The sequence below is a fragment of the Streptomyces sp. NRRL B-24484 genome, assembly GCF_000717715.1.
GTDB lineage: Bacteria > Actinomycetota > Actinomycetes > Streptomycetales > Streptomycetaceae > Kitasatospora.
Genome location: NZ_JOAI01000005.1, coordinates 272,705 through 293,046, shown reverse-complemented (window position 1 = coordinate 293,046; position 20,342 = coordinate 272,705). Strand labels below are relative to the sequence as shown.

The following is a 20,342-nucleotide window of genomic DNA, read 5'->3' as shown; positions in this document are numbered from 1 at the left end:
GCGGACCCCGCGGTCCGCACCCGTCGTCCGTTCCGGCCGCGGACGGGCCGTCAGGGCCGGGTCATCCGCAGCACGTCCAGCGCCTCGTCGAGCTGCGCCTCCGTCAGCAGGCCGCGCTCGACGTAGCCGCGCTCCAGCACCACCTGGCGGATCGTCCTGCGCTCGGCCAACGCCTGCTTGGCCACCTTCGCCGCCTCCTCGTAGCCGATGAAGCGGTTCAACGGGGTGACCACGGAGGGCGAGGACTCCGCGTACTCCCGGGCCCGTTCGGCGTTCGCGGTCAGCCCGTCCACCGTGCGGTCCGCCAGCAGCCGGGCCGCCGCCGACAGCAGCCGCACCGACTCCAGCACGTTGCGGGCGATCACCGGCAGCATCACGTTCAGCTCGAAGTTGCCGCTCGCGCCGGCCACCGTCACGGTCGCGTCGTTGCCGATCACCTGGGCGGCCACCATCAGCACCACCTCGGGGATCACCGGGTTCACCTTGCCCGGCATGATCGACGAACCCGGCTGCAGGTCCGGCAGGTTGAGCTCGCCGAGGCCGGTGCGCGGTCCGGAGCCCATCCACCGCAGATCGTTGGCGATCTTCGTGAAGCCGACCGCCACCGTCCGCAGCTGGCCGCTCAGTTCGACCAGCCCGTCGCGGGCGCCCTGGGCCTCGAAGTGGTCACGGGCCTCGGTCAGCGGCAGCCCGGTGGCCCGGGCGACCTCCGCGATCACCGCGGCGGAGAACCCCGGCGGGGTGTTGATGCCGGTACCCACCGCCGTGCCGCCGAGCGGCAGTTCGGCGACCCGGGGGAGGGCGGCCCGGAGCCGCTCCACGCCGTACCGCACCTGCGCCGCGTACCCGCCGAACTCCTGGCCGAGGGTGACCGGCGTGGCGTCCATCAGGTGCGTCCGGCCGGACTTGACGACCTCGGCGAACTCGGCGGACTTGCGCTCCAGGGCGGCCGCCAGGTGCTCCAGCGCCGGCACCAGGTCGTCGGTGACGGCCCCCGTCGCCGCGATGTGGATCGACGAGGGGAACACGTCGTTGGACGACTGGCTGGCGTTCACGTGGTCGTTGGGGTGCACCGGCCGGCCGAGCCGCTCCGCGGCCAGGGTGGCGATCACCTCGTTGGTGTTCATGTTGGACGAGGTGCCGGAGCCGGTCTGGAAGACGTCCACCGGGAACTGGTCGTCCCAGCGGCCCTCCGCGACCTCCTCGGCGGCGGCCGCGATCGCCTCCGCCGTCTCCGCGTCCAGCACGCCCAGCTCCGCGTTGACCTTCGCCGCGGCGGCCTTGATCCGGGCCAGCGCCGCGATGTGCGAACGCTCCAGCCGCTGGCCGGAGACCGGGAAGTTCTGCACCGCGCGCTGCGTCTGCGCCTGCCACTTGGCGGCCGCCGGCACCCGGACCTCGCCCATCGAGTCGTGCTCGATGCGGAACTGCTCCTCGTCACCCATGGTGGGACACCTCCTGCACAGCACAACGCCCGACGGGCCTGGGTATTTCCTCGGGGGGAGGGGGGCACCCTCGGGGGCGCCGCCTCAGTCGAGGTGGGCCGTGGTCCGGGGCGGGGTGGTGGTGAGGCCGGGCTGGAGGAGGACGGGGTCGTCGGTGCGGGCGCGGGCCAGGGCGGCGGGGTCGAGGACGACGGTGAGCAGGTCGGGTGCGTCCTCGGCGGCCTCGGCCAGGAGGTGGCCGTCCGGGCCCCAGGCGGCGCTGAGACCGCAGCCGGTGTACGGGCCGGAGCGGCCGACGTGGTTGGCCAGCAGCACGTACAGGGTGTTGTCGAGGGCCCGGGCGGGGAAGACGGTGCGGCGCTGGTGGGCGCCGGGGCCGGTGCCGAAGAGGGCGCCCACCAGGTAGGCGTGGGCGCCGTCGAGCGCCGCGGCGCGGGCGTGCTCGGGGAAGCCGGAGTCCCAGCAGACGCCGACGCCGAGCCGCCAGCCGTCGAGTTCCAGGGTGCAGCCGCCGGTGCCGGGGGAGAAGCCGGCGGCGCGCTCGTTGGGGGTGGCGAACTGCTTGCGGTAGACGGCGGCCGTGCGCCCGGCCCCGTCCAGGGCGAGGGCGGCGATGTGCAGCGCGCCGGTGTCCCCGTCGCGGACGGGGGCGCCGACCACCACGGCGGTGCCGGTCTCGGCGCAGGCGGCCGCCAGCGGGGCGAGCCGGGAGTCGTCCGGGGCGACGGTGAGGGTGTCCGGGTCGGCGGCGATGCCGGCGGTCTCGTAGCCGGTCAGGAAGAGCTCGGAGAGCAGCAGCAGCCGGGCGCCCCGCGCGGCGGCCCGGCGGACCAGCGCGGCCGCGGTGGCGGTGTTCGCGGCGACGTCCAGCGGGACGAGCGGGGCCTGCGCCACGGCGACGCAGAGCGGGGTGGCGGGAAGCGTGTGTACAGGGATGCTCACGGGTCTCAATCCTTACATGCCGGACCGTGCCGCCTCAAGGCCCCGGCCTGCCCGGAGCGGTCCGCGTGGCGTGCCCCGCCGCCCCGGGCCCGGTGCCACCATGGCGCCATGACGGACCGATCGGATCCGGCCGCGCGGTACGCGGAGATCGCCGAGGAGCTCGCCCCGCGGGGCGCGACGCAGTCGAAGATGTTCGGAATGCCCTGTCTGAAGGACTCCGCGGGCAAGGCCTTCGCCGGCCTGCGCGAGGGCGAGTTGGTGTGCCGGCTGGGTCGGGACACGCCCGCCCTCGCCGAGGCGCTGCGGCTGCCGGGCGCCCACCTGTTCGACCCGATGGGCGGACGGCCGATGAAGGACTGGGCCTGCATCCCGGTCGGCGCGGCCGCCCACTGGGACAACTTCGCCGAGGCCGCGCTGATCGCGCCGCGCTGACCGTCCCGCGCCGGCCGCCGCCGCGTCCCGTGCCGTGTCCCGGTGCCGCCCGGCTCAGCCGTGGTAGCCGGCGACGACCTTCGTGAAGGCGTACGCGGACTGGGAGATCCCGCTGCAGGAGTCGCCCGCCGGGGTGCCGGACGGGCAGGGCCGGTCCCGGTTGACCGCCCAGAAGGTGAACCGGGCCAGGTGGTGCGCCTTGGCGTAGTTCACCATCGTGGTGAAGTCGCCGGTGGAGACGGTCTCGTCGGCCTCGTCGGTCCTCCCGTTCATCGAGGAGATGCCGATGTGCCGGTACGCGGTCGCGCTGTCGTAGCCGTAGGCGCTCGCCACCGCCTTCTGCAGGCCGTCCGCGGCCTTGGTGGAGACGCTGCCCATGGACCCGCCGTGGCTGCCGAAGTCGAACGGCATGATCGTCCAGCCGTCCAGGGCGAGCCCGGACGCGGCGCCCTTCTTGATCAGGTCCAGGCCGTTGGCGTCCGGTCCGGTGGGGGTGGTGCCGAAGGTCAGGTAGGTCCGGATGCCGGGGTTCTTGCTCTCGACCGTCTTCAGTGCGGAGACCACCCGCTGCCGGACGGTCGCGCTCGCCACCTCGGTGTCCTCGATGTCCACGTCGATCGCCTTCAGCTTGTAGGCGTCGATGACCTTCTGGTAGGCCGCGGCAAGGGCGCTCGCCGAGGTGCACTTCTCGCCGAGCTTGTTGCCGCTCCAGCCGCCGAAGGAGACCACCACGTCCCCGCCGGCCGCCCGGATCGCGTTGATCGCGCTCTGGTCGCTGCCGCCGGTGAGCGGCCGGGTGCCGTCCCACTTGGGGTTGCAGCCGCCGTCGCTGAGCATGAAGGCGAGGGTGAACTGCTTGACCCCGGTCGCCGCCATGACGTCGGTCGGCTTCTGCGGACTGCCCCAGCCGAGGTACTCGTACGGGGCGTTGAGGCCCACCGGGTCGGCGGCCGCGGTGGTGGCGGCCTGCCCGGCCGGCGCCAGGGCGAAGGTGCCGGCGGCGAGGGCGGCCGCGCCGGCGAGGGCGAGCAGGGGGCGGACGCGGCGGTGCCGCAGGGCGTGCGAGGGCATGGTCCTCCGTTCGTCGGGGGTGTCGCGGGAACGGTAAGGAAAGTTTCCTAACGTTGCCGCGGCACCCAGCAAAGCAGCCCCTCGTGTGCACATCAAGAGTCGGCGCCTTAAAGGAAGTTGAAGGCCGAAAATGCATCGCCGGGCCCGCCTGGCGGCCGATACGGTCGGGTGTATGCAGACCACCACCCTCTGGCGGCCGACCGGCCCGCAGGAGCTCGCGCTCGTCGAGGCCTCGGGCTGGCGCGCCTGGCCGCCCCGGCTGCCGGAGCAGCCGATCTTCTACCCGGTGCTGAACGAGGACTACGCCGTCCGGATCGCCCGGGACTGGAACGTGCCCGCCTCCGGCGCCGGGTACGTCACCCGGTTCGAGGTCGAGAGCGCCTACCTGGCGCGCTTCCCCGTCCGGCAGGCCGGCGGCGAGACCATCCTCGAACTCTGGGTCCCCGCCGAGGAGCTGGCGGAGTTCAACCGGCACATCGTCGGCACCATCGAGGTCGTCCGCAGCTTCGGCACGGCCGAACGGCCGGACGCCGCCCGAGCCTGAGCCGGGCGCGCCGGGTTACGGTACGAATCCCGGCACCCCGCGGCCGGCCGCGCCCGGCGGCCACGACCGATCCGATCCCGAGGAGCGCCATGGCAGGCCCGACCGTCGGCACCGGCGGCGAGCGGACCACCCCCGCCGCCGGTGCCGCAGCCGCAACGCCGCCCGGCCGGGCCACCGTCGCCGCCCTCGGCGGCCTGGTCGCGCTCGGCCCGTTCACCACCGACCTCTACCTGCCGGCGCTGCCCTCGCTCGCCGCGGACCTGCACGCCACCGCACCCGCCGTCCAACTGACCCTCACCGCGCAGCTGTTCGGCATGGCCGCGGGCCAGCTGGTGTTCGGCCCGCTGAGCGACCGGCACGGCCGCCGCCGCCCGCTGCTCGCCGGCATCGCGGCCTACTCGCTCGCCACCCTGGTCTGCGCCCTCGCCCCGGACCTCGGCGTGCTGGTCGCCGCCCGCTTCGTGCAGGGCGTCGCCGGTGCGGCCGGACTGGTGATCGCCCGCGCGGTGGCCCGGGACCGCTACGAGGGCGTGGCGATGATCCGCTTCATGGCCTCGCTGGCGATGATCTCCGGGCTCGCCCCGATCGTCGCCCCCGTGCTCGGCGCCCAGCTGCTGCACGTGACCGACTGGCGCGGTACCTTCGCCGTGCTCGCCGGGCTCGGCGCCGTCCTCACGGTGCTCGCCGCGGTCGCCCTGCACGAGTCGCTGCCGCCCGAACGCCGCCACCGCGGCGGCCTGACCACCACGCTGCAGGCCATCGGCGGGCTCGTCCGCGACCGGCGCTTCCTCGGCTACGTCCTCACCAGCACCTTCGCGTTCGGCGCGCTCTTCGCGTACGTCAGCGGGTCGTCCACCGTCCTGCAGGAGGTCTACCGGGTCTCGCCGCAGACCTACAGCCTGCTCTTCGCGGTCAACTCGGTGGCCCTGATGGCCTCCACCCAGCTCAACGGGCGGGTGCTGGTCACCCGGCTGCGCCCCGCCGCGCTGATGCTGTCCGGGCTGGTGGCCGCCGCGGCGGCCGGGCTCGCGATCACCCTCTTCACCGGGGTCTGGGACCTCGGGCCGGCGGCGGTCTGTCCGGCGATGTGCCTGCTGATGGCGGCCATGGGCGTGGTCGGCCCGAACTCGGCGGCCCAGGCGCTCACCACGGCCCCGCACGCGGCCGGTTCCGCCTCGGCACTGCTCGGCCTCGGCACCTTCCTGTGCGGCGCCGTGGTGGCGCCGCTGAGCAGCGCCGGAGGGCACCCGTCCGCGGTGCTGCTGGGTGCGGTGGTGCTCGGCAGTGCGCTGCTCGCCCTGGTGGCGTTCCTGACGCTGTGCCGGCCGTGGCGCCAGGAGGGCGAGGCGGCGGCATAGCCCTCGGTCAGCGGTGGCCGCGGGCCAGCAGGGCGGCGCGGGCGCGGGCGGCGAAGTCGGCCTGGGCGGCGGAGGCCACCGGGTCCTGGGCGGTGCCGCCCGGCTTCACCGTGCCGGCCACCGTGTAGTAGCCGTAGCGGCCGACGGTCGCGTGGGTGTTGGCGCAGCCGGTGCTGGTGCAGTACGAGGTGTGGCCGGCCGGCACCAGTCCCTGGACCTGGCCCTTGTGTCCGGCGGCCACGGCGTCCGCCCGGGCCCTGTCGTCCAGGACGGCGATGCCGACGGTCACCGCGCCGGAGCCGGCGGTGTAGGTGGCCCGGAGGATGCTGCGGCAGCCGTTGGCGGCGAGCACGTCGCCGAGGCCGCCGGTGGTGGCCTTCCAGCAGGGCTCGGTGGTGGCGGTGGCGAGCCGGGTCCAGGTGCGGCCGTCGACGGTGGCGGTGGCCGGGAGGAGCGCGGCCGGGTCGAGCGGCGCCGTGTCGGTGGCGGCCGAGGAGATGACCGTGAGCGGGTCCGCGGGCGCGGTGGAGGAGGTGCCGGGGGAGGGGCGGCCGCTGCCGGGCGAGCCGCTCGGGTGTACCGAGGGGCTGCCCGAGGGGGAGGGTGCGCCGGACGGCGGGGCCGGGGTGCTCGGTGCGGCGCCGGTCACCACGTCCACCGGCTCGGAGCCACCGGGGCCGCCGGTGGCGGGGGTGCCGCTGCCGGCCGCCGTCGGGGTGCTGCCCCTGCGGTCGGAGCCGGACATCCCGACCGCGGTGGCGGTGATCCCGCCGACGACCAGGGTGGCGGCGACCACGCCGCCGACGATCTGCAGCTGCTTGCGGCGTCTGACCTCCTGCTGGTGCCGGTCGGCCATCGCCGCCCAGTCCGGCTCGCCCGCGCCCGCCGGTCCGCCCCACCCCTGCGCCGTGCCCCGCCCGTCAGTCATGCGCGCGATCCTACGATCTGACGGTCCTGCCGGTGCAATCCGTCAGCTCGGGACGGCCGCCGCCGTCAGCAGGTGGCCGCTGACGCCGAGCAGCGAGGGCTCCGACTCGGTGGTGCGCAGCGCCGCGAGCACGGTCCCGCGCCGCTCAGGGTCGTCCAGCCACGCGTTGACGTCGCCCATCAGCCAGGCGGCGCCCTCCAGTCCGTACTGCCGCGCGTCCGGCAGCCCGGCGGCGGTGAACTCGTCGAGGACGTCGCCCGGGTGGTGGAACCACGCGGTGGTGAAGAGCAGGTTGTCGGGGGTGCCGCCGAGCAGGCCGGTGGCCGCGCAGGCGTCGGTGGCCGCGCGCGGGCCGGGCTCGAAGTAGCGGCCGACCCGCAGCTGGTCGTGCAGCCCGGCGTACCGGTTGATGGTGGCCGCGACCACGGTGCCGCCCGGGCGGCAGACCCGGCGGGCCTCGGCGAGCGCCCGCAGCCGGTCGGCCCGCTCGGTCAGGTGGTAGAGCGGCCCGAGCAGCAGCACCGCGTCGTACGAGCCGTCGGCCGCCGCCAGTGCGCGGGCGTCGCCCAGCGCGGCCCGGACGCCGGGCAGCGCGGACGCCTGCTCGACGTGCAGCGGCACCGGGTCGACCAGGTCGACCCGGTGCCCGTCGGCGGCCAGCCACGCGGCGTGCACGCCGGCGCCGCCGCCGACGTCCAGCACCCGCAGCGGGGCGGGGCCGAGCAGCCGGCGCAGCACGTCGCGGGTGCGCCAGAACTCCAGCCGGTTGTGCTCGCGCTGCAGGCGGCTCTGTTCGGCCCCGCGGTTGTAGTAGTCGAGGATCTCCGGGCGGACGGTCACGGTGTCGTCGGTCATGCGAGTCATCATGATCGTCCGCCCGGATCCGGTCACCGGGTTTTCGGGTGCCGGCGGTCAGCCCAGGCCGTTGGCCTTCAGCCAGTCGGCGGCGACCGCCGACGGGTCCTCCTTGTCGACGGCGACCCGCTTCATCAGGGCGGTGAGGCCGGCGGTGTCGAGCTTGGCGGAGACGGCGTTCAGCGCGGCCGTGGCGGTGGCGTCCACCCCGGCCTTGTTCACCAGCGGGACGACGTTCTGCACGCTGAAGAGGTTCTTCGGGTCGGCGAGCGCGACCAGGCCGAGCTGGACGATCCGCGGGTCGGTGGTGAAGACGTTGCCGACCTGGACGGTGCCGTCCTTGAGCGCGTTCGCCGTGGTGTCGGCGGTCGGCTTCCACTCCTTGAAGGTCAGCCCGTAGACGTCCTTGAGCTGCTGCTCGCGGCGGGACTTGAACTCCGGCGGCCCGCCGACCACCAGGTCGCCCGCCTTGCCGGCGAGGTCCGCGACCGAGGTGAGCTTCAGCCGGTCGGCGGTCTCCTTGCTGACCGTCAGGGAGTCCTTGTCCTCGGCGGCGGCCGGGTCCAGGACGCCGAGTTCGGCGGGCAGCTTGCGCCCCAGCTCGGCGTCGACGGCCTCGGTGCCGGCGGCGGTGGTCTTCGGGTCGAGGTAGGCCAGCAGGGCGCCGTTGTACTCGGGCAGCACGGTCAGGCTGCCGCTCTTCAGCTGCCCGTACAGCACCTCGCGGCTGCCGATGTTGAACTTCTCCTCGACCTTGACGCCCTTGGCCTTCAGCGCCCGGGAGTAGATCGAGGCGAGCAGCACGTTCTCCGGGAAGTTCGCGGAGCCGACGACGACGGTCTTCCCGTCGGCGGGCTTCGCGGATCCGCCGTCGGCGGCGAGCGGGTCGCCGGACGAGGAGGAGCAGGCCGCCGCGCCCAGCACGAGTGCGGCGGCGGTGAGCGTGCGGACGAGTCGGGCGGTCATCGGGCATCCTTCGTTCGGGGCGTACGGGTACGGAGGGCACTGCGGGCACTGCGGGTACGGGTACGGCGGGCACGGCGGGTGTGCCGGGCCTGCGGCGGCGAGGCACGGCGGATCAGCGGGGCGAAGAGCAGCTGCGCGGCCACGGCCAGCAGGACGACCAGCAGGGCGCCGCCGACGGTGGCCGGGTAGTCCTTGGTGGCCAGGCCGTCGACGACGTAGCGGCCGAGGCCGCCGAGTCCGACGTAGGCGGCGACCGTGGCGGTCGCGATCGTCTGCACGGTGGCGGTGCGCAGCCCGGCGAGCAGCACCGGCGCGGCGGCGGGCAGGCAGACCTGCCCGAGCACCTGGCGGTGGGTCAGCCCGATGCCGAGCGCGGCGTCCCGGACGGCCGGGTCGGTGCCGCGGACGCCCTCGGCGGCGGCGACCAGCAGCGGCGGCGCGGCCAGCGCCACCAGCGGGACGAGCACGGCGGTGTCGCCGACACCCGCCAGCAGCACGGCGAGGGTGACCAGGCCGAGCGTGGGCAGGGCCCGGGCGGCGCCGGTCAGCGCGGTCACCACGAAGGAGCCGCGGCCGGTGTAGCCGATCAGCAGCCCGAGCGGGACGGCGAGCACCGCGGCCCACAGCAGGGCCTCCCCGCAGAACACCAGGTGCTCGGCGATCCGGTGGCCGATCGCGTCGGGTCCGCTGCGCCGGGCGGGGGCGGTGAAGAAGGTGGTCAGCCAGCCGAGCCAGTTCACCGGGCACCTCCGGAGGCCCAGGGCGCGAGCAGGCGGCGGGCCAGCACCAGCAGCAGGTCGGTGGCGAGGGCGAGCAGGACGACGAGCGCGATCCCGGCGAGGATCGGGGTCGGGAAGGTCCGCTGGAAGCCGTCGACGAAGAGGTAGCCGAGACCGCCCCGGCCGACCAGGGCGCCGACCGCGGCGAGCGAGATCGAGGAGACCGCGGCCACCCGCACCCCGGCGACCAGGTACGGCACGGAGGCGGGGAGTTCGACGGCGGCGAGGCGGTGCCAGGGCCCGTAGCCGAGGGCGGTGGCCGCCTGCCGGACGTCCTCCGGCACGGCCCGCAGGCCGTCGACGGTGGCGGGCAGCAGTACGGCGAGCGCGTAGCAGGTGAGCGGCACCATCACGGTGGCCCGGGTGGCCAGGCCGGTGTACGGGATGAGCACCACGAAGACGGCGATCGCGGGCAGCGCGTACACCACGTTGAAGACCGCGGCGAGCGGCTGGTAGAGCCGGGGCAGCCGGGCGCAGAGGAGGCCGAGCGGGACGGCGGCGAGCAGGGCGATCAGCACCGGGACGAGCGAGATCACCGCGTGGTCCAGCGCGAGGTCGCGCAGGTAGCCGAGGTGGTCGCCGATCCAGTGCCAGCGGACGAGCGGTTCACCGTCCACCGGCGGGCTCCTCGACCGTGGGCCCGTCGACCGCGCGCTGCCCGGCGACGGGCTCCGGGACGGCCGGGCCGAGCGCGGCGAGCACGGCGGCCCGGGTGGCCAGACCGGTCGCCCGGCCGTACCCGTCCACGGCGACGGCGGCGCCGGCGGGGGAGAGCACCGCGGCGTCCAGGGCGGCCCGCAGGCTGTCGGCGGCGGGGGCGAAGACGGGGGCGGGCCGGCGTTCGCCGTCGCCCTGCCAGGCCGTCGGGCGGCCCTCCGCGTCCACCGCCAGCCGCAGGCCGTGCAGTTCGGTGCCGACGGGCAGCAGCTCGACCGCGGCGGCCGGCCGCAGGCCGAGCCCGCGCAGACCCCGGTCGCGGCCGAGGAAGGCGGCCACGCCGTCGTCCGCGGGCGCGGTGAGCAGGGTGTGCGGGTCGGCGCACTGGGCGATCCGGCCGCGCTCGCGCAGCACCACCACCTGGTCGCCGAGCCGCACGGCCTCCTCGATGTCGTGCGTCACGAACAGCACGGTCTTGTTCAACTCGGACTGCAGCCGCAGCAGTTCCTCCTGCAGGCCGGCCCGGACGACCGGGTCGACCGCGCTGAACGGCTCGTCCATCAGCAGCACCGGCGGATCGGCGGCCAGCGCGCGGGCCACGCCGACCCGCTGCTGCTGGCCGCCGGAGAGCTGGAACGGGTAGCGGCGGGCCGTCTCCGGCGGCAGGCCGACCAGCTCCAGCAGTTCGGCGGCGCGCGCCCGGGCCGTGCGGCGGTCCTGGCCGAGCAGCCGCGGCACGGTCGCGATGTTGTCCAGCACCCGGCGGTGCGGGAAGAGCCCGGCCTGCTGGATGACGTAGCCGATGCCCCGGCGCAGCCGGGCGGCGGGCAGGGTGGTGACGTCCTCGCCGTTCAGCAGGACCCGGCCGGAGGTCGGTTCGACCATGCGGTTGACCATCCGCAACAGGGTGGTCTTGCCGCAGCCGGACGGGCCTACGAGCACGGTTATTCGGCCGGCCGGGACGTCGAGGTCCAGGCCCTCGACGGCCACGGTGCCGTCCGGGTGCCGCTTGCCGGCGCCCTCGAAAGTGATCACGTGTGGTTCCAGAGTGCTCTGACGTTCTGATGCGCCGTGAGGTCGTGGCGCACGATGCGGATGTGACAAACAAACACCTGATCGAATCCCCGGGGGCCCGTCAGGCCAAACCCCCGTCGGCCGAAAGGGTGGGCAGGCCCGCCGCCGCCCACGCGACGTAACCGCCGTCCAGGTCGGTCGCCCGGTGCAGCCCGAGCTCCCGCAGGCTCGCCGCGGCCAGGCTGGACGCGTAGCCCTCCGAGCAGACCACGATCCAGTGCACCCCGTGGTCCACCGCCTCCGGGATCCGGTGGCTGCCCGCCGGGTCGAGCCGCCACTCCAGCACGTTCCGCTCGATCACCAGCGCGCCCGGGATGCCGCCCTCGCGGGCCCGCTGCGCCACCGGCCGGATGTCCACCAGCAGCGCCCCCTCGGCCACCGCCGCGAAGGCCTCCGCCGGGCCGGGCCGGTGCACCCCGGCCCGGGCCCGCGCCACCAGCTCGTCCACCGTCGTCACCACTGCTCCGGTCCCTCCTCCGCGGTGCGGACCAGGCCGCCGGCCCGCAGTTCGTAGCGCGTCATCCCGCTCAGCGGCGGCGAGTACGCGTGGATCGTCACGGCCGGACCGGCCGAGGTGTTGCGCACGTCGTGCAGGTACCCGGCGCCGAACGCCCGCACCGCCCCCGGCGCCACCCGTTGCACCAGCAGCCCGTCCTCCGGGCCGCCCAGCGACAGCTCCTCCAGCTCGCCGAGGGCCACCGCGAACGCGCCGCGCGAACCGCCGTGGTCGTGGAAGCCGGTGGACTGCCCGGGCAGCCAGCTGATCAGCCACACCTCGTGGTCCTCGGCGCTCACCAGCCGCTCGTACCACCGGTCCCCGGTGGCGAGGCGCACCCGGTGGATCCAGCGGTCGGGCTGCCCGGCGAGGTCCCGGACGACCGCCCGCAGGGCGTTCGGGGACAGCGGACGGGCGGTGCCGCCGGAGTCGGGGACGGCGGTGTCCGGGGCGGCAGCGGGTACGGCGAAGTCCAGGCTCATGACGTGTCCTCGGATGACCGGAGGGGCGGCGGGCGCACACGGGCACGGCGGTGCGCCGACCGGGGGAGGGGGAGCTTCGGGAGCGGACGGTCCCGGACGGCACCCGACGGTTCAGGCGCCGGCCCCGGAGTACGGCACGGGGCGAGGAGGAACCGTCAGCGGGCACACATGTCGCTCGCCTGGCGTCGCAGATCGACGTGCAGGCGGCAGACCAGAGCGGTGCCGGGCTTCATGCGCCGATCGTTCACGACGGGAGAGGCCCGCGTCAAGCCGCGTCCACCCGGCGGAAGGCGCGCCCGGCCGCCCGGCCCACCGGAACGGCCGAGCGGCCCGCCCCGGATCGTCCGGGACGGGCCGCTCGGCGGGCGGTGCGTCAGTTGTTCTGCGTGGCGTCGCTGTCGGCCTGCGCGGCGGCGCTCTCCGCCGCGTCCAGCTTCTGCTGCATCTGCTGGGTCTGGCCGTCGTCCTGCTGCGACTGCGCGGCCTTGTCGCCGCCGCCCTGGTGCGGGCCGCAGCCCGTCAGCAGCAGTGCGGCGGCCGCGGCGAGGGCCGCCACCGCGGCACCGGCCCGGCGGCTCACTTGGAGCCCGCCGAGGACGAGCCCTGCTTGCCGCACCAGTCGGCGACGGCCTTCAGGTCCTTCTGGCGGAGCTCCAGCGTCGGCACCAGGGTCTTGCGGAAGTCCAGGCGGTCGTTCAGGTAGGTGTACACCTCGGTGTGCCCGGCGGACTTCGCCTCGGCCACCCGCTTCTCCAGGCGGGCCACCGAACCGACCACCGTGGCGTCGCCGTTCAGCCGCTTCAGGGCCTTGTCGAGGCGGGCCTGGGTGGCCGGCACGCGCTTGCAGATCGCCTTGGCGCCGTCGCCCTTCGGGGTCTCGGCGGCCTGGGCCGGGGCCGCACCGGCGAGCACGGAGCCGGCCAGGGCGAGTGCGCCGATCGCGGCGGCCTTGCGGTTCATGGGCATGTCGGTCTCTCCTCCGGATACCTGGTTGGTCGGACGCCGGGGAGCGTAGGACGGCTTCTTGTGGAAACCCTGTGACCGCCCGGAGCCCCGGCGCCGACGCGGCCCGCAGCGTTCAGCGGGTGATCCAGTCCCGGCGGGCCGGCAGCACCAGCGTCGGCTCCTCCGGACGCAGCAGCGGCAGCCGCACCTCGAACCGGCAGCCCGTGCCGTCCGGCCCCTCCGCGACCGCCACCGTCCCGCGGTGCAGCGCCGCCTGCTGCGCCACCAGGGTGAGCCCCAGGCCCGAACCGGGGCTGTCCTGCCGCCGGTGGAACCGGGCGAAGACCGCCGCCCGCTCCTGCGTCGGCACGCCGGGCCCGCGGTCGTCCACCGTCAGCACCGCCGAACCGCTGTGCCCGGCCCGCAGCCGGACGGCGATCCGGGCCGGGCCGCCGTCCGTCCGGCCGTGCACCGCGGCATTGCCGATCAGGTTGGCCAGCAGGATGCGCAGCCCCGCCTCCCAGCCGAACACCCGCACCCCGGGCGCCGCTTCGACCTCCAGCCGGGCCTGCGGGTGCCGCCGCCCGGCCTCCGCCGCGGCCGCCTCCACCAGCTCGCCCAGGTCGAGCGGGGCGAAGGCCGACAGCTCCACCAGGTCGCCGCCGGCCAGCGTCCGCAGCGCGTTCAGCAGATCCTCCAACCGGCCGTGGTCCTCGGCGAGTTCGCCGACGATCTCGGCCCGGTCGGCGGGCGGCAGGTCCGGATGGGCGGCCAGCACGTCCAGGTTGGTCCGCATCGCCGTCAGCGGGGTGCGCAGCTCGTGCGCGGCCGCGGAGGAGAACGACCGCGCCGTCTCCAGCGCCTGCGCCGTCCGGCCCGCCTGCTCGTCGTAGCGGGCGAGCAGCAGCGAGAGCGCGGCGGCGAGGTCGTCGACCTCGGTGACACCGCTGCGCCGGTGGTCGAGCGAGCCCGCGCCGGTGCGCGGGTCGAGCGCGGCGGCCCGGCCGCTCAGCGTCCGCAGCGAGGCGGTCGCCCGGCCCGCCAGGCCGAACGCCAGCAGGCCGGCCATCGGGGCGGCCAGTACCGCGACCAGCAGCACCCGCCGGCGGACGGCCTTCACCTGGGGGTCGACCGCCGTGGACGGCTGCACCAGCCAGAGCGTGCCCGGCGCCGTGCCGTCCACCGGCACCGCCAGCACCCGCCAGGCCCGCCCGCCGTCCCGCACCGTCGCCGGTCCGGAACCGGCCGCCGGCAGCGCCACCGACTCGACCGGCTGCGGGCCCACCGCCAGCCGGACGGCGCCGTCCGCGGCCGCCAGCCGCACCCCGGAGTCCAGGGCGCCGTCCAGCACCTTGCGCTGCTGGTTCTGCTCCGCCTTCGGCCGGTTGCCGGCGCTCGCGGCGAGCAGCGTGCGGGCGTTGGGCAGCACCGCGGCCGCCCGGGCCCGCAGCACCTCGTCCTGCTGGCGCAGCAGGTCGCGGTGGACGAGGCCGAGCAGCAGCAGCCCGGCGGCCAGCACCAGCAGCGGCACCAGCACCGTCACCGACAGCACGATCCGGGTGGAGAGCTTCACCGGACACCCCCCTCGGCGGGCACCCGCAGCACGAAGCCCACGCCGCGGACGGTGTGGATCAGCCGCGGCCGGCCGCCGTCCTCCAGCTTGCGGCGCAGGTAGCTGATGAAGGTGTCCACGGCGTCGCTGCGCACGTCGAAGTCGTAGCCCCAGACCCGGTCCAGCAGCTGGTCGCGGGTGAGCACCAGCCCGGTGTTCCGGACGAGTTGCGAGAGCAGCTCGAACTCGCGCCGGGTGAGGTGGAGTTCGGCGCCGTCCCAGTGCACCTGGCGGGTGGCCGGGTCGACGGTGAGCGGGCCGGCGCGCAGCAGGTCGGACGGGGGCGCGGGGCGCCGGCGGAGCAGGGCGTGCAGCCGCAGCACCAGCTCCTCCAGGGCGAACGGCTTCACCAGGTAGTCGTCGGCGCCGGCCTGCAGGCCGGCGACCCGGTCGGCGAGCTCGTCCAGCGCGGAGAGCATCAGCACGGGGGTGTCGTCGCCGCGGGCCCGCAGCGCCCGGCAGACCTCGGTGCCGCTGAGGCCGGGCATCGACACGTCCAGCACCAGCACGTCGGGGCAGTCCGCGGCGGCCCGGGCGAGTGCCGACTCGCCGTCCGCGGCCACGCCCACGGTGAAGCCGCTGAGGCGCAGCCCGCGCTCCAGCGAGCGGCGGATCGCGGCGTCGTCGTCCACCACCAGCACCCGGCCGGCCTGTGTGCCCGCGGTCATCGGCGCCTCCTCGTGTCGGGCCCGTCCGGCCCGGGGCCGCCGACTCTCCCACACCCGGACGCGGCCGGTCACGGTGGGGAGCGGGGGGCAGGTGGCGGCGGAAGCAGGTGGCCGCGGGGGCGAGGAACGGAAGCAGGTGGCGGCGGGGTGCGGCTCGTGCGGGTGTTCGGGAACCGGGCGGCCGGAACCCGGCGTCCTTCGGGACACCGCGGTTCGGCGTTGGACCCCGGAGGGCAAGGAGACAGGTATGGGTTTCATCAGCTGGATCGTCCTCGGCCTGATCGCCGGGGCCATCGCCAAGTTCCTGCTGCCCGGGCGCGACCCGGGCGGCCTCATCGTGACCACGCTCATCGGCATCGCCGGCTCGTTCGTCGGCGGCTGGATCTCCTCGACCGTGCTGCACCGGCCGGTGGCCAAGGAGTTCTTCGATCTGGCGACCTGGGTCTCCGCCATCGGCGGCGCCCTGGTACTGCTGATCGCCTACCGCCTGCTGTTCGGCAACTCCCGGGACTGACCGCGCGCCCCGGCGGGCCCTGCTGCGGGCCCGCCGGCGGCGGATTTTTTCCCTCCGCTACGGGAGCGCTCCCACCAGGGCGGATCGGACGCCGGTCGCCCGATCGTCGAACGCCATCGAAAACTCCTTCTGTGCAAGGGATTACGCCCGCGGTCGGGCGCGGCTAGCATCTGCCCCGGCCGTGCGGGAGCGCTCCCACATCCGGCGGCCGTCCCATCCTCTCCCACCCGAGAGCACGCGGAGGACCACTGTGAGCACCCCCGACGGCATCCGCCGTGCCGCCCCGGCACCCGGCCGCCCCACCCCGGACCGCCCCCGGCACGCCGCCCGCCGAGGCCGCGCCGCAGCCCTGGCGCTCGCCGCCGGCGCGGTGGCCGTCTCGGTGCTGGCCGGCGGCCAGACCGGGGCCGGCGCCGCCGTGCAGGGCAGCCTGCCCGCGGACACCCAGTTCTGGAAGGACCCGGCCTCCCAGGTCGTCAAGTGGGTCGCGGCCAACCCCAACGACTCCCGCACGCCGGTGATCTCCAAGCGGATCGCGAGCCAGCCGCAGGGCGTCTGGTTCGCCAACTACAAGCCGGACACCGTGACCTCGGACGTCCGCGCGATCACCGGCGCGGCCGCCGGCGCCGGCCAGGTGCCGGTGCTGGTGGTGTACGAGATCCCCAACCGGGACTGCGGGGGCGCCTCCGCCGGCGGCGCCCCCGACCTCGCCGCCTACGACGCCTGGGTCACCAAGTTCGCCGCGGGCCTGGGCAGCGGGCGCTCGGTCGTCGTCCTGGAGCCCGACTCGATCGCGCTCACCACCTGCCTCTCCGCCCAGCAGCAGGCAGACCGCTTCGCCTCGCTGTCCCGGGCCGGCGCGGCCATCCACGCGGCCGCCCCCAACGCCAAGGTCTACCTGGACGGCGGCCACTCCACCTGGAACAGCGCCTCCGAGCAGGCGAACCGGCTGCGCAGCGCGGGCATCCTGGCCAACGCGGACGGCTTCTTCACCAACGTCTCCAACTTCAACGCCACCTCGGGCGAGGTCGGATACGCCAAGTCCGTGCTCTCCGCCCTCGGCAACCCGGCCAACCTGCACGCCGTGATCGACACCAGCCGCAACGGCAACGGCCCGGCGGGCGGCGTCTGGTGCGACCCGTCCGGCCGGAAGATCGGCAACTACCCGACCGCGGCCACCGGCGACGCCGCGATCGACGCCTTCCTGTGGGTGAAGCCCCCGGGCGAGGCCGACGGCTGCGCGGCCGCCGCGGGCACCTTCGTCCCGGACATCGCGTACCAGCTGGCCCAGAACGCCACCGACCCGAGCACCCCGCCGACCGGTCAGCCGCCCACGTCCCAGCCGCCCACCTCGCAGCCCCCGACGTCCCAGCCGCCGACCAGTCAGCCCCCGACGTCCCAGCCGCCGACCGGCAGTGCGTCCTGCTCGGTCGCCTACAAGGCCAACTCCTGGACGGGCGGCTTCACCGCCGACGTGACGGTCCGGAACACCGGCACCGCCGCGATCAGCGGCTGGACGCTCAAGTGGACCTTCGGCGGCGACCAGAAGGTGACCAGCGCCTGGAACGCCACGGTGACGCAGTCCGGCACCGCGGTCACCGCCACCGACCTCGGCTACAACGGGGCACTGGCCGCCGGCGCCTCCACCGGCTTCGGCTTCCAGGCCACGTACGGATCCGCCAACCCGTCCCCGACCGCCTTCACCCTGAACGGCTCCGCCTGCACCCTCGCCTGACACCGCGGCACGCCGCACGGCACGGCCGCCGACCGCTTCCCCACAGCGGTCGGCGGCTTCCGCACGTTCGGCCGCACGTTCGGCCGCACGTTCGGCCGCGCGTCCGGCCGTGCGTCCGGCGCGCGTCCGGCCGTGCGCTCAGCGGCAGAGCTCGAGGACCATGTCCTCGAAGTCCGGGTGCCGGCGGGCGGCCTCCGCGGCCACCTCGGCGGCCGGACGGCGGGCGCCCGGTGCCCAGCGCTCCGCGACGGCGGCCAGCTCGGCGTTCGGGCGCGTCTCCAGCCCGGGGTGCTCGACGGCCTCGCGCGGGCCGGACCCGTCCGCGACCAGCCACAGGTACGCGGCCAGGTCGCAGGCGACCACCCCGGTCTCGCCCTCCGACCCGAGGAACACCACCGGCTGCTCGGCCAGCGGCCGCCCCGGGTGGGCCAGCCAGATCGCGGCGTAGCCCCCGGTGCCGTCCTGCCCGAACACCCGGAAGGCGTCCCCGTCCAGCTCGGGGTTGCCCGTCCAGGCGCGCAGCCAGTCCGTGGTCTCCTCGGCGCTCAGGAAGCCGTCGTAGGGCTCGAAGTCCACCCCCTCGCCCTCGTCGAAGTCGAAGCCGATGCCGGCCACCTCGGCGAGGGCGGCGGGAAGGATGCGGTCGTCGTCTGCCATGCCGGAAGGCTAGGCGCCGTCGCCGACGGGCCCGCCGTCAGGGGTGCGGGGTCGCCCAGGTGGGGAGGGGTTCGCGGGCGTCCAGCCAGGGGGTGGGGACGTCGGTGAGGCCGGCGCGGGCGTGCGGGCGGTGCGGCGGGCCGTCAGCGGCCGCGCAGGCCCTCCAGCAGGAGCGACCAGAGGGCCTCGAAGTCGTCCTGGGCGGCCGGGCGGGACCACTCGGCGGCGTGCGCCGGGTCGTGGAAGTGCGCGGTGGCGAGGAAGACCGAGCGGGCCACCGGGCCGGCCGGGGCGTCGCGGAACTCGCCGCGGCGGACGCCGTCCTCGACGATCTGCCGGATCTGGGCGACCAGCGTGTCGACGTGCTCCTCCACCGTTCCGCTGACCTCGCCGACCAGCACCATGTAGGTGGCGAACAGCTCCGGGTCCTCCAGGGCCTTCTGCCGCTTGGCCGCGAACAGCGTCGCCAGCCAGCGGTGCAGCCGCTCGGCCGCCGGGCCCGGCTCGGCGGCGATCGCCGCGAGTTCGTCGTGGGCCCGGTCCAGCCAGCGCTGGGTGACGGCCTCGCGCAGCGCCGCCTTGCTGGGGAAATGCCGGTAGACGCTGCCGTGGCTGACGCCGAGGGCGCGGGCGATGTCGACCACGGTCGCCTTCGCCGGACCGAACCGCCGCAGGACGTCCTCCGCCGTGCTCAGGATCTGCTCGGCGGTGAGTGCGTTGTCCGTGGCCACGGGGAGGTCGTCCTTCGGTGTCGGTACGGCGGGCGGCTGCTCAGCGCTCGCTGTCCAGCATCGCCATCTGTGCCGCAGCGTACCGGTCGCCCGCGGCCGACCCCTCCGGCACGGCGGCCTCGATCGCGGCCAGGTCGGCGGCGGTGAGGCGGACGTCCAGCGAGCCGAGCGCCTCGGCGAGCCGGTCGCGGCGGCGGGCGCCGACCAGCGGGACGACGTCCGTGCCGCGGGAGGCGACCCAGGCGATCGCGGCCTGGGCGACGGTGGCGCCCTTCGCCTCGGCGACCGAGCGCAGCGTCTCGACCAGGGCCAGGTTGCGGGTCAGGTTCTCGCCCTGGAAGCGCGGACTGTGGCCGCGGAAGTCGGCGGCGCCGATCTCCCGGTCGGCGTTCCAGTGGCCGCTGAGCAGGCCGCGGGAGAGCACCCCGTACGCGGTGATGCCGATGCCGAGCTCGCGGGCCACGGGCAGCACCTCGGCCTCCAGCGAACGGGAGAGCAGCGAGTACTCGATCTGCAGGTCGCTGATCGGGTGCACGGCCGCGGCCCGGCGCAGCGTCTCGGCGCCGACCTCGGAGAGGCCGATGTGCCGGACGTACCCGGCCTTCACCAGCTCGGCGATCGCGCCGACGGTCTCCTCGATCGGCACGTTCGGGTCGAGCCGGGCCGGGCGGTAGACGTCCACGTGGTCGGTGCGCAGCCGGCGCAGCGTGTAGGCGAGGGCGGACTTGGTGGCGGCCGGGCTCGCGTCGTAGCCGAGCCAGCCGTTGTCCGGGCCGCGCTGGGCACCGAACTTGACGCTGATCTGGACCGCGTCGCGGTCGCGGCCGCGGAGCGCATCGTGCAGCAGCAGCTCGTTGTGGCCCATGCCGTAGAAGTCGCCGGTGTCCAGCAGGGTGACACCCGCGTCCAGGGCGGCGTGGATCGTCGCGATCGACTCGGCCTCGTCGGCCGGGCCGTACAGGTCGGACATGCCCATCAGGCCGAGACCGAGGGAGGAGGTCTCCGGGCCGGTGGTGCCGAGGGTGGTGCGGGCAGGCGCCGTGGGGGTGGTGGGCATCGGGGCTCCCGGGGTCGAGGGCGGACGGCGGTGATGACTCGACTATGGCATGTCGGATGACAGATTTCAATATCTGTCATTCCAAGGAGCCTGGACGCCGAGGGGAGGGTGACCGATATCAAAGGCTGATCGGCCGTCACCCGTCGGACGTGGATCGGCCGCCCCCGGGCGGTTCGGACTGCCGGAGCGACACCGCAGGTCCATCGTGGGAATCGGGACGCGCGCACCCGTCGCCGGACGGGCCGCGCAGCACCGGGCCACCTCGCACGGAGGTGATCGGGTCTTCTAGGCTCACTTCCCGAGCCTCCCCGGTTACCGGTGCCCGGCCGCACCGCGCACCGGGGGCGCCGTCCACGGGCCCCGGACGCCGGGGCCGCCGGAGCGAGCGAGGAGG

The 20,342-nt window shown here is 75.3% G+C and carries 23 protein-coding genes; 5 read left to right on the top strand and 18 right to left on the bottom strand.

All coding sequences use genetic code 11. From position 1 onward, the window contains the following. Window positions 1–50: 50 nt before the first annotated feature. Both IE98_RS0106930 and IE98_RS0106925 read right to left on the bottom strand, forming a co-directional pair. Entirely contained in the window at window positions 51–1,445 is a 1,395-nt protein-coding gene (locus IE98_RS0106930; protein WP_030265836.1) for a class II fumarate hydratase, read from the bottom strand. A gap of 84 nt (window positions 1,446–1,529) precedes the next feature. Beyond that, window positions 1,530–2,387 (bottom strand): carbon-nitrogen hydrolase family protein, encoded by an 858-nt coding sequence (locus IE98_RS0106925; RefSeq protein WP_052390214.1) that lies wholly within the window; start codon window positions 2,385–2,387, stop codon window positions 1,530–1,532. A gap of 108 nt (window positions 2,388–2,495) precedes the next feature. Here IE98_RS0106925 and IE98_RS0106920 point away from each other — a divergent pair, with 108 nt between their 5' ends. After that, on the top strand, window positions 2,496–2,819 hold the full coding sequence (locus IE98_RS0106920) for a hypothetical protein (RefSeq protein ID WP_030265831.1): 324 nt from the start codon (window positions 2,496–2,498) through the stop codon (window positions 2,817–2,819). 54 nt (window positions 2,820–2,873) lie between these two features. Here IE98_RS0106920 and IE98_RS0106915 read toward each other — a convergent pair whose 3' ends face one another. Continuing rightward, window positions 2,874–3,890, bottom strand: a complete 1,017-nt coding sequence (locus tag IE98_RS0106915) for a chitinase (RefSeq protein WP_030265829.1) — start codon at window positions 3,888–3,890, stop codon at window positions 2,874–2,876. Window positions 3,891–4,062: 172 nt separating this feature from the next. Here IE98_RS0106915 and IE98_RS0106910 point away from each other — a divergent pair, with 172 nt between their 5' ends. After that, the gene (locus IE98_RS0106910; protein ID WP_052390213.1) at window positions 4,063–4,434 is read left to right on the top strand and encodes a hypothetical protein; all 372 of its coding nucleotides are present in this window, start codon (window positions 4,063–4,065) and stop codon (window positions 4,432–4,434) included. An 89-nt stretch (window positions 4,435–4,523) separates the two neighbouring features. Next, window positions 4,524–5,792: a multidrug effflux MFS transporter gene (locus tag IE98_RS0106905; RefSeq protein WP_043173559.1), complete on the top strand. Its 1,269-nt coding sequence runs from the start codon at window positions 4,524–4,526 to the stop codon at window positions 5,790–5,792. A gap of 7 nt (window positions 5,793–5,799) precedes the next feature. On the opposite strand, the gene IE98_RS44320 is transcribed toward IE98_RS0106905, so the two are convergent. The 12 genes from IE98_RS44320 to IE98_RS0106845 form a co-directional block, all read right to left on the bottom strand. Beyond that, the gene (locus tag IE98_RS44320; protein ID WP_159400842.1) at window positions 5,800–6,720 is read right to left on the bottom strand and encodes a hypothetical protein; all 921 of its coding nucleotides are present in this window, start codon (window positions 6,718–6,720) and stop codon (window positions 5,800–5,802) included. Window positions 6,721–6,762: 42 nt separating this feature from the next. Next, a complete protein-coding gene (locus IE98_RS0106895; RefSeq protein WP_030265814.1) occupies window positions 6,763–7,584 on the bottom strand; it encodes a class I SAM-dependent methyltransferase in 822 nt (273 codons plus the stop codon). Window positions 7,585–7,632: 48 nt separating this feature from the next. Beyond that, window positions 7,633–8,541, bottom strand: coding sequence for an ABC transporter substrate-binding protein (locus IE98_RS0106890; RefSeq protein ID WP_030265809.1), 909 nt, complete (start codon window positions 8,539–8,541; stop codon window positions 7,633–7,635). Next, window positions 8,538–9,281, bottom strand: coding sequence for an ABC transporter permease (locus IE98_RS0106885; protein WP_078660813.1), 744 nt, complete (start codon window positions 9,279–9,281; stop codon window positions 8,538–8,540). The genes IE98_RS0106890 and IE98_RS0106885 overlap by 4 nt, the downstream gene beginning before the upstream one ends. Further along, window positions 9,278–9,937, bottom strand: coding sequence for an ABC transporter permease (locus IE98_RS0106880; protein ID WP_030265803.1), 660 nt, complete (start codon window positions 9,935–9,937; stop codon window positions 9,278–9,280). The genes IE98_RS0106885 and IE98_RS0106880 overlap by 4 nt, the downstream gene beginning before the upstream one ends. Continuing rightward, entirely contained in the window at window positions 9,927–11,012 is a 1,086-nt protein-coding gene (locus IE98_RS0106875; RefSeq protein WP_078660812.1) for an ABC transporter ATP-binding protein, read from the bottom strand. The genes IE98_RS0106880 and IE98_RS0106875 overlap by 11 nt, the downstream gene beginning before the upstream one ends. Before the next feature lie 100 nt (window positions 11,013–11,112). After that, entirely contained in the window at window positions 11,113–11,511 is a 399-nt protein-coding gene (locus IE98_RS0106870; RefSeq protein ID WP_030265798.1) for a rhodanese-like domain-containing protein, read from the bottom strand. Next, a complete protein-coding gene (locus tag IE98_RS0106865) occupies window positions 11,505–12,029 on the bottom strand; it encodes a cysteine dioxygenase (RefSeq protein ID WP_052390211.1) in 525 nt (174 codons plus the stop codon). Before IE98_RS0106865 ends, IE98_RS0106870 begins: the two co-directional genes overlap by 7 nt. A gap of 373 nt (window positions 12,030–12,402) precedes the next feature. After that, window positions 12,403–12,609, bottom strand: a complete 207-nt coding sequence (locus tag IE98_RS0106860; protein ID WP_030265795.1) for a hypothetical protein — start codon at window positions 12,607–12,609, stop codon at window positions 12,403–12,405. After that, entirely contained in the window at window positions 12,606–12,995 is a 390-nt protein-coding gene (locus tag IE98_RS0106855) for a hypothetical protein (RefSeq protein WP_030265793.1), read from the bottom strand. Before IE98_RS0106855 ends, IE98_RS0106860 begins: the two co-directional genes overlap by 4 nt. 112 nt (window positions 12,996–13,107) lie before the next feature. Beyond that, the gene (locus IE98_RS0106850) at window positions 13,108–14,547 is read right to left on the bottom strand and encodes a sensor histidine kinase (RefSeq protein WP_030265790.1); all 1,440 of its coding nucleotides are present in this window, start codon (window positions 14,545–14,547) and stop codon (window positions 13,108–13,110) included. Beyond that, on the bottom strand, window positions 14,544–15,254 hold the full coding sequence (locus IE98_RS0106845) for a response regulator transcription factor (protein ID WP_030265786.1): 711 nt from the start codon (window positions 15,252–15,254) through the stop codon (window positions 14,544–14,546). The genes IE98_RS0106850 and IE98_RS0106845 overlap by 4 nt, the downstream gene beginning before the upstream one ends. 247 nt (window positions 15,255–15,501) lie before the next feature. Between IE98_RS0106845 and IE98_RS0106840 the strand changes: the two genes are divergently transcribed. Continuing rightward, entirely contained in the window at window positions 15,502–15,768 is a 267-nt protein-coding gene (locus IE98_RS0106840) for a GlsB/YeaQ/YmgE family stress response membrane protein (RefSeq protein ID WP_030265783.1), read from the top strand. Between the two features lie 250 nt (window positions 15,769–16,018). Next, window positions 16,019–17,503, top strand: coding sequence for a glycoside hydrolase family 6 protein (locus IE98_RS52225; RefSeq protein WP_030265780.1), 1,485 nt, complete (start codon window positions 16,019–16,021; stop codon window positions 17,501–17,503). A gap of 138 nt (window positions 17,504–17,641) precedes the next feature. Here the strand turns inward: IE98_RS52225 and IE98_RS0106830 are convergent, their stop codons facing one another. The 3 genes from IE98_RS0106830 to IE98_RS0106820 all read right to left on the bottom strand — a co-directional run bounded on the left by IE98_RS0106830 (window position 17,642) and on the right by IE98_RS0106820 (window position 19,948). After that, window positions 17,642–18,160 carry a hypothetical protein gene (locus IE98_RS0106830; protein ID WP_030265777.1) on the bottom strand — a complete coding sequence of 173 codons (519 nt, stop codon included), beginning with the start codon at window positions 18,158–18,160 and terminating at the stop codon, window positions 17,642–17,644. Between the two features lie 143 nt (window positions 18,161–18,303). Then, on the bottom strand, window positions 18,304–18,891 hold the full coding sequence (locus IE98_RS0106825; protein WP_030265773.1) for a TetR family transcriptional regulator: 588 nt from the start codon (window positions 18,889–18,891) through the stop codon (window positions 18,304–18,306). A 40-nt stretch (window positions 18,892–18,931) separates the two neighbouring features. Then, window positions 18,932–19,948 carry an aldo/keto reductase gene (locus IE98_RS0106820; RefSeq protein WP_030265770.1) on the bottom strand — a complete coding sequence of 339 codons (1,017 nt, stop codon included), beginning with the start codon at window positions 19,946–19,948 and terminating at the stop codon, window positions 18,932–18,934. Window positions 19,949–20,342 lie beyond the last annotated feature (394 nt).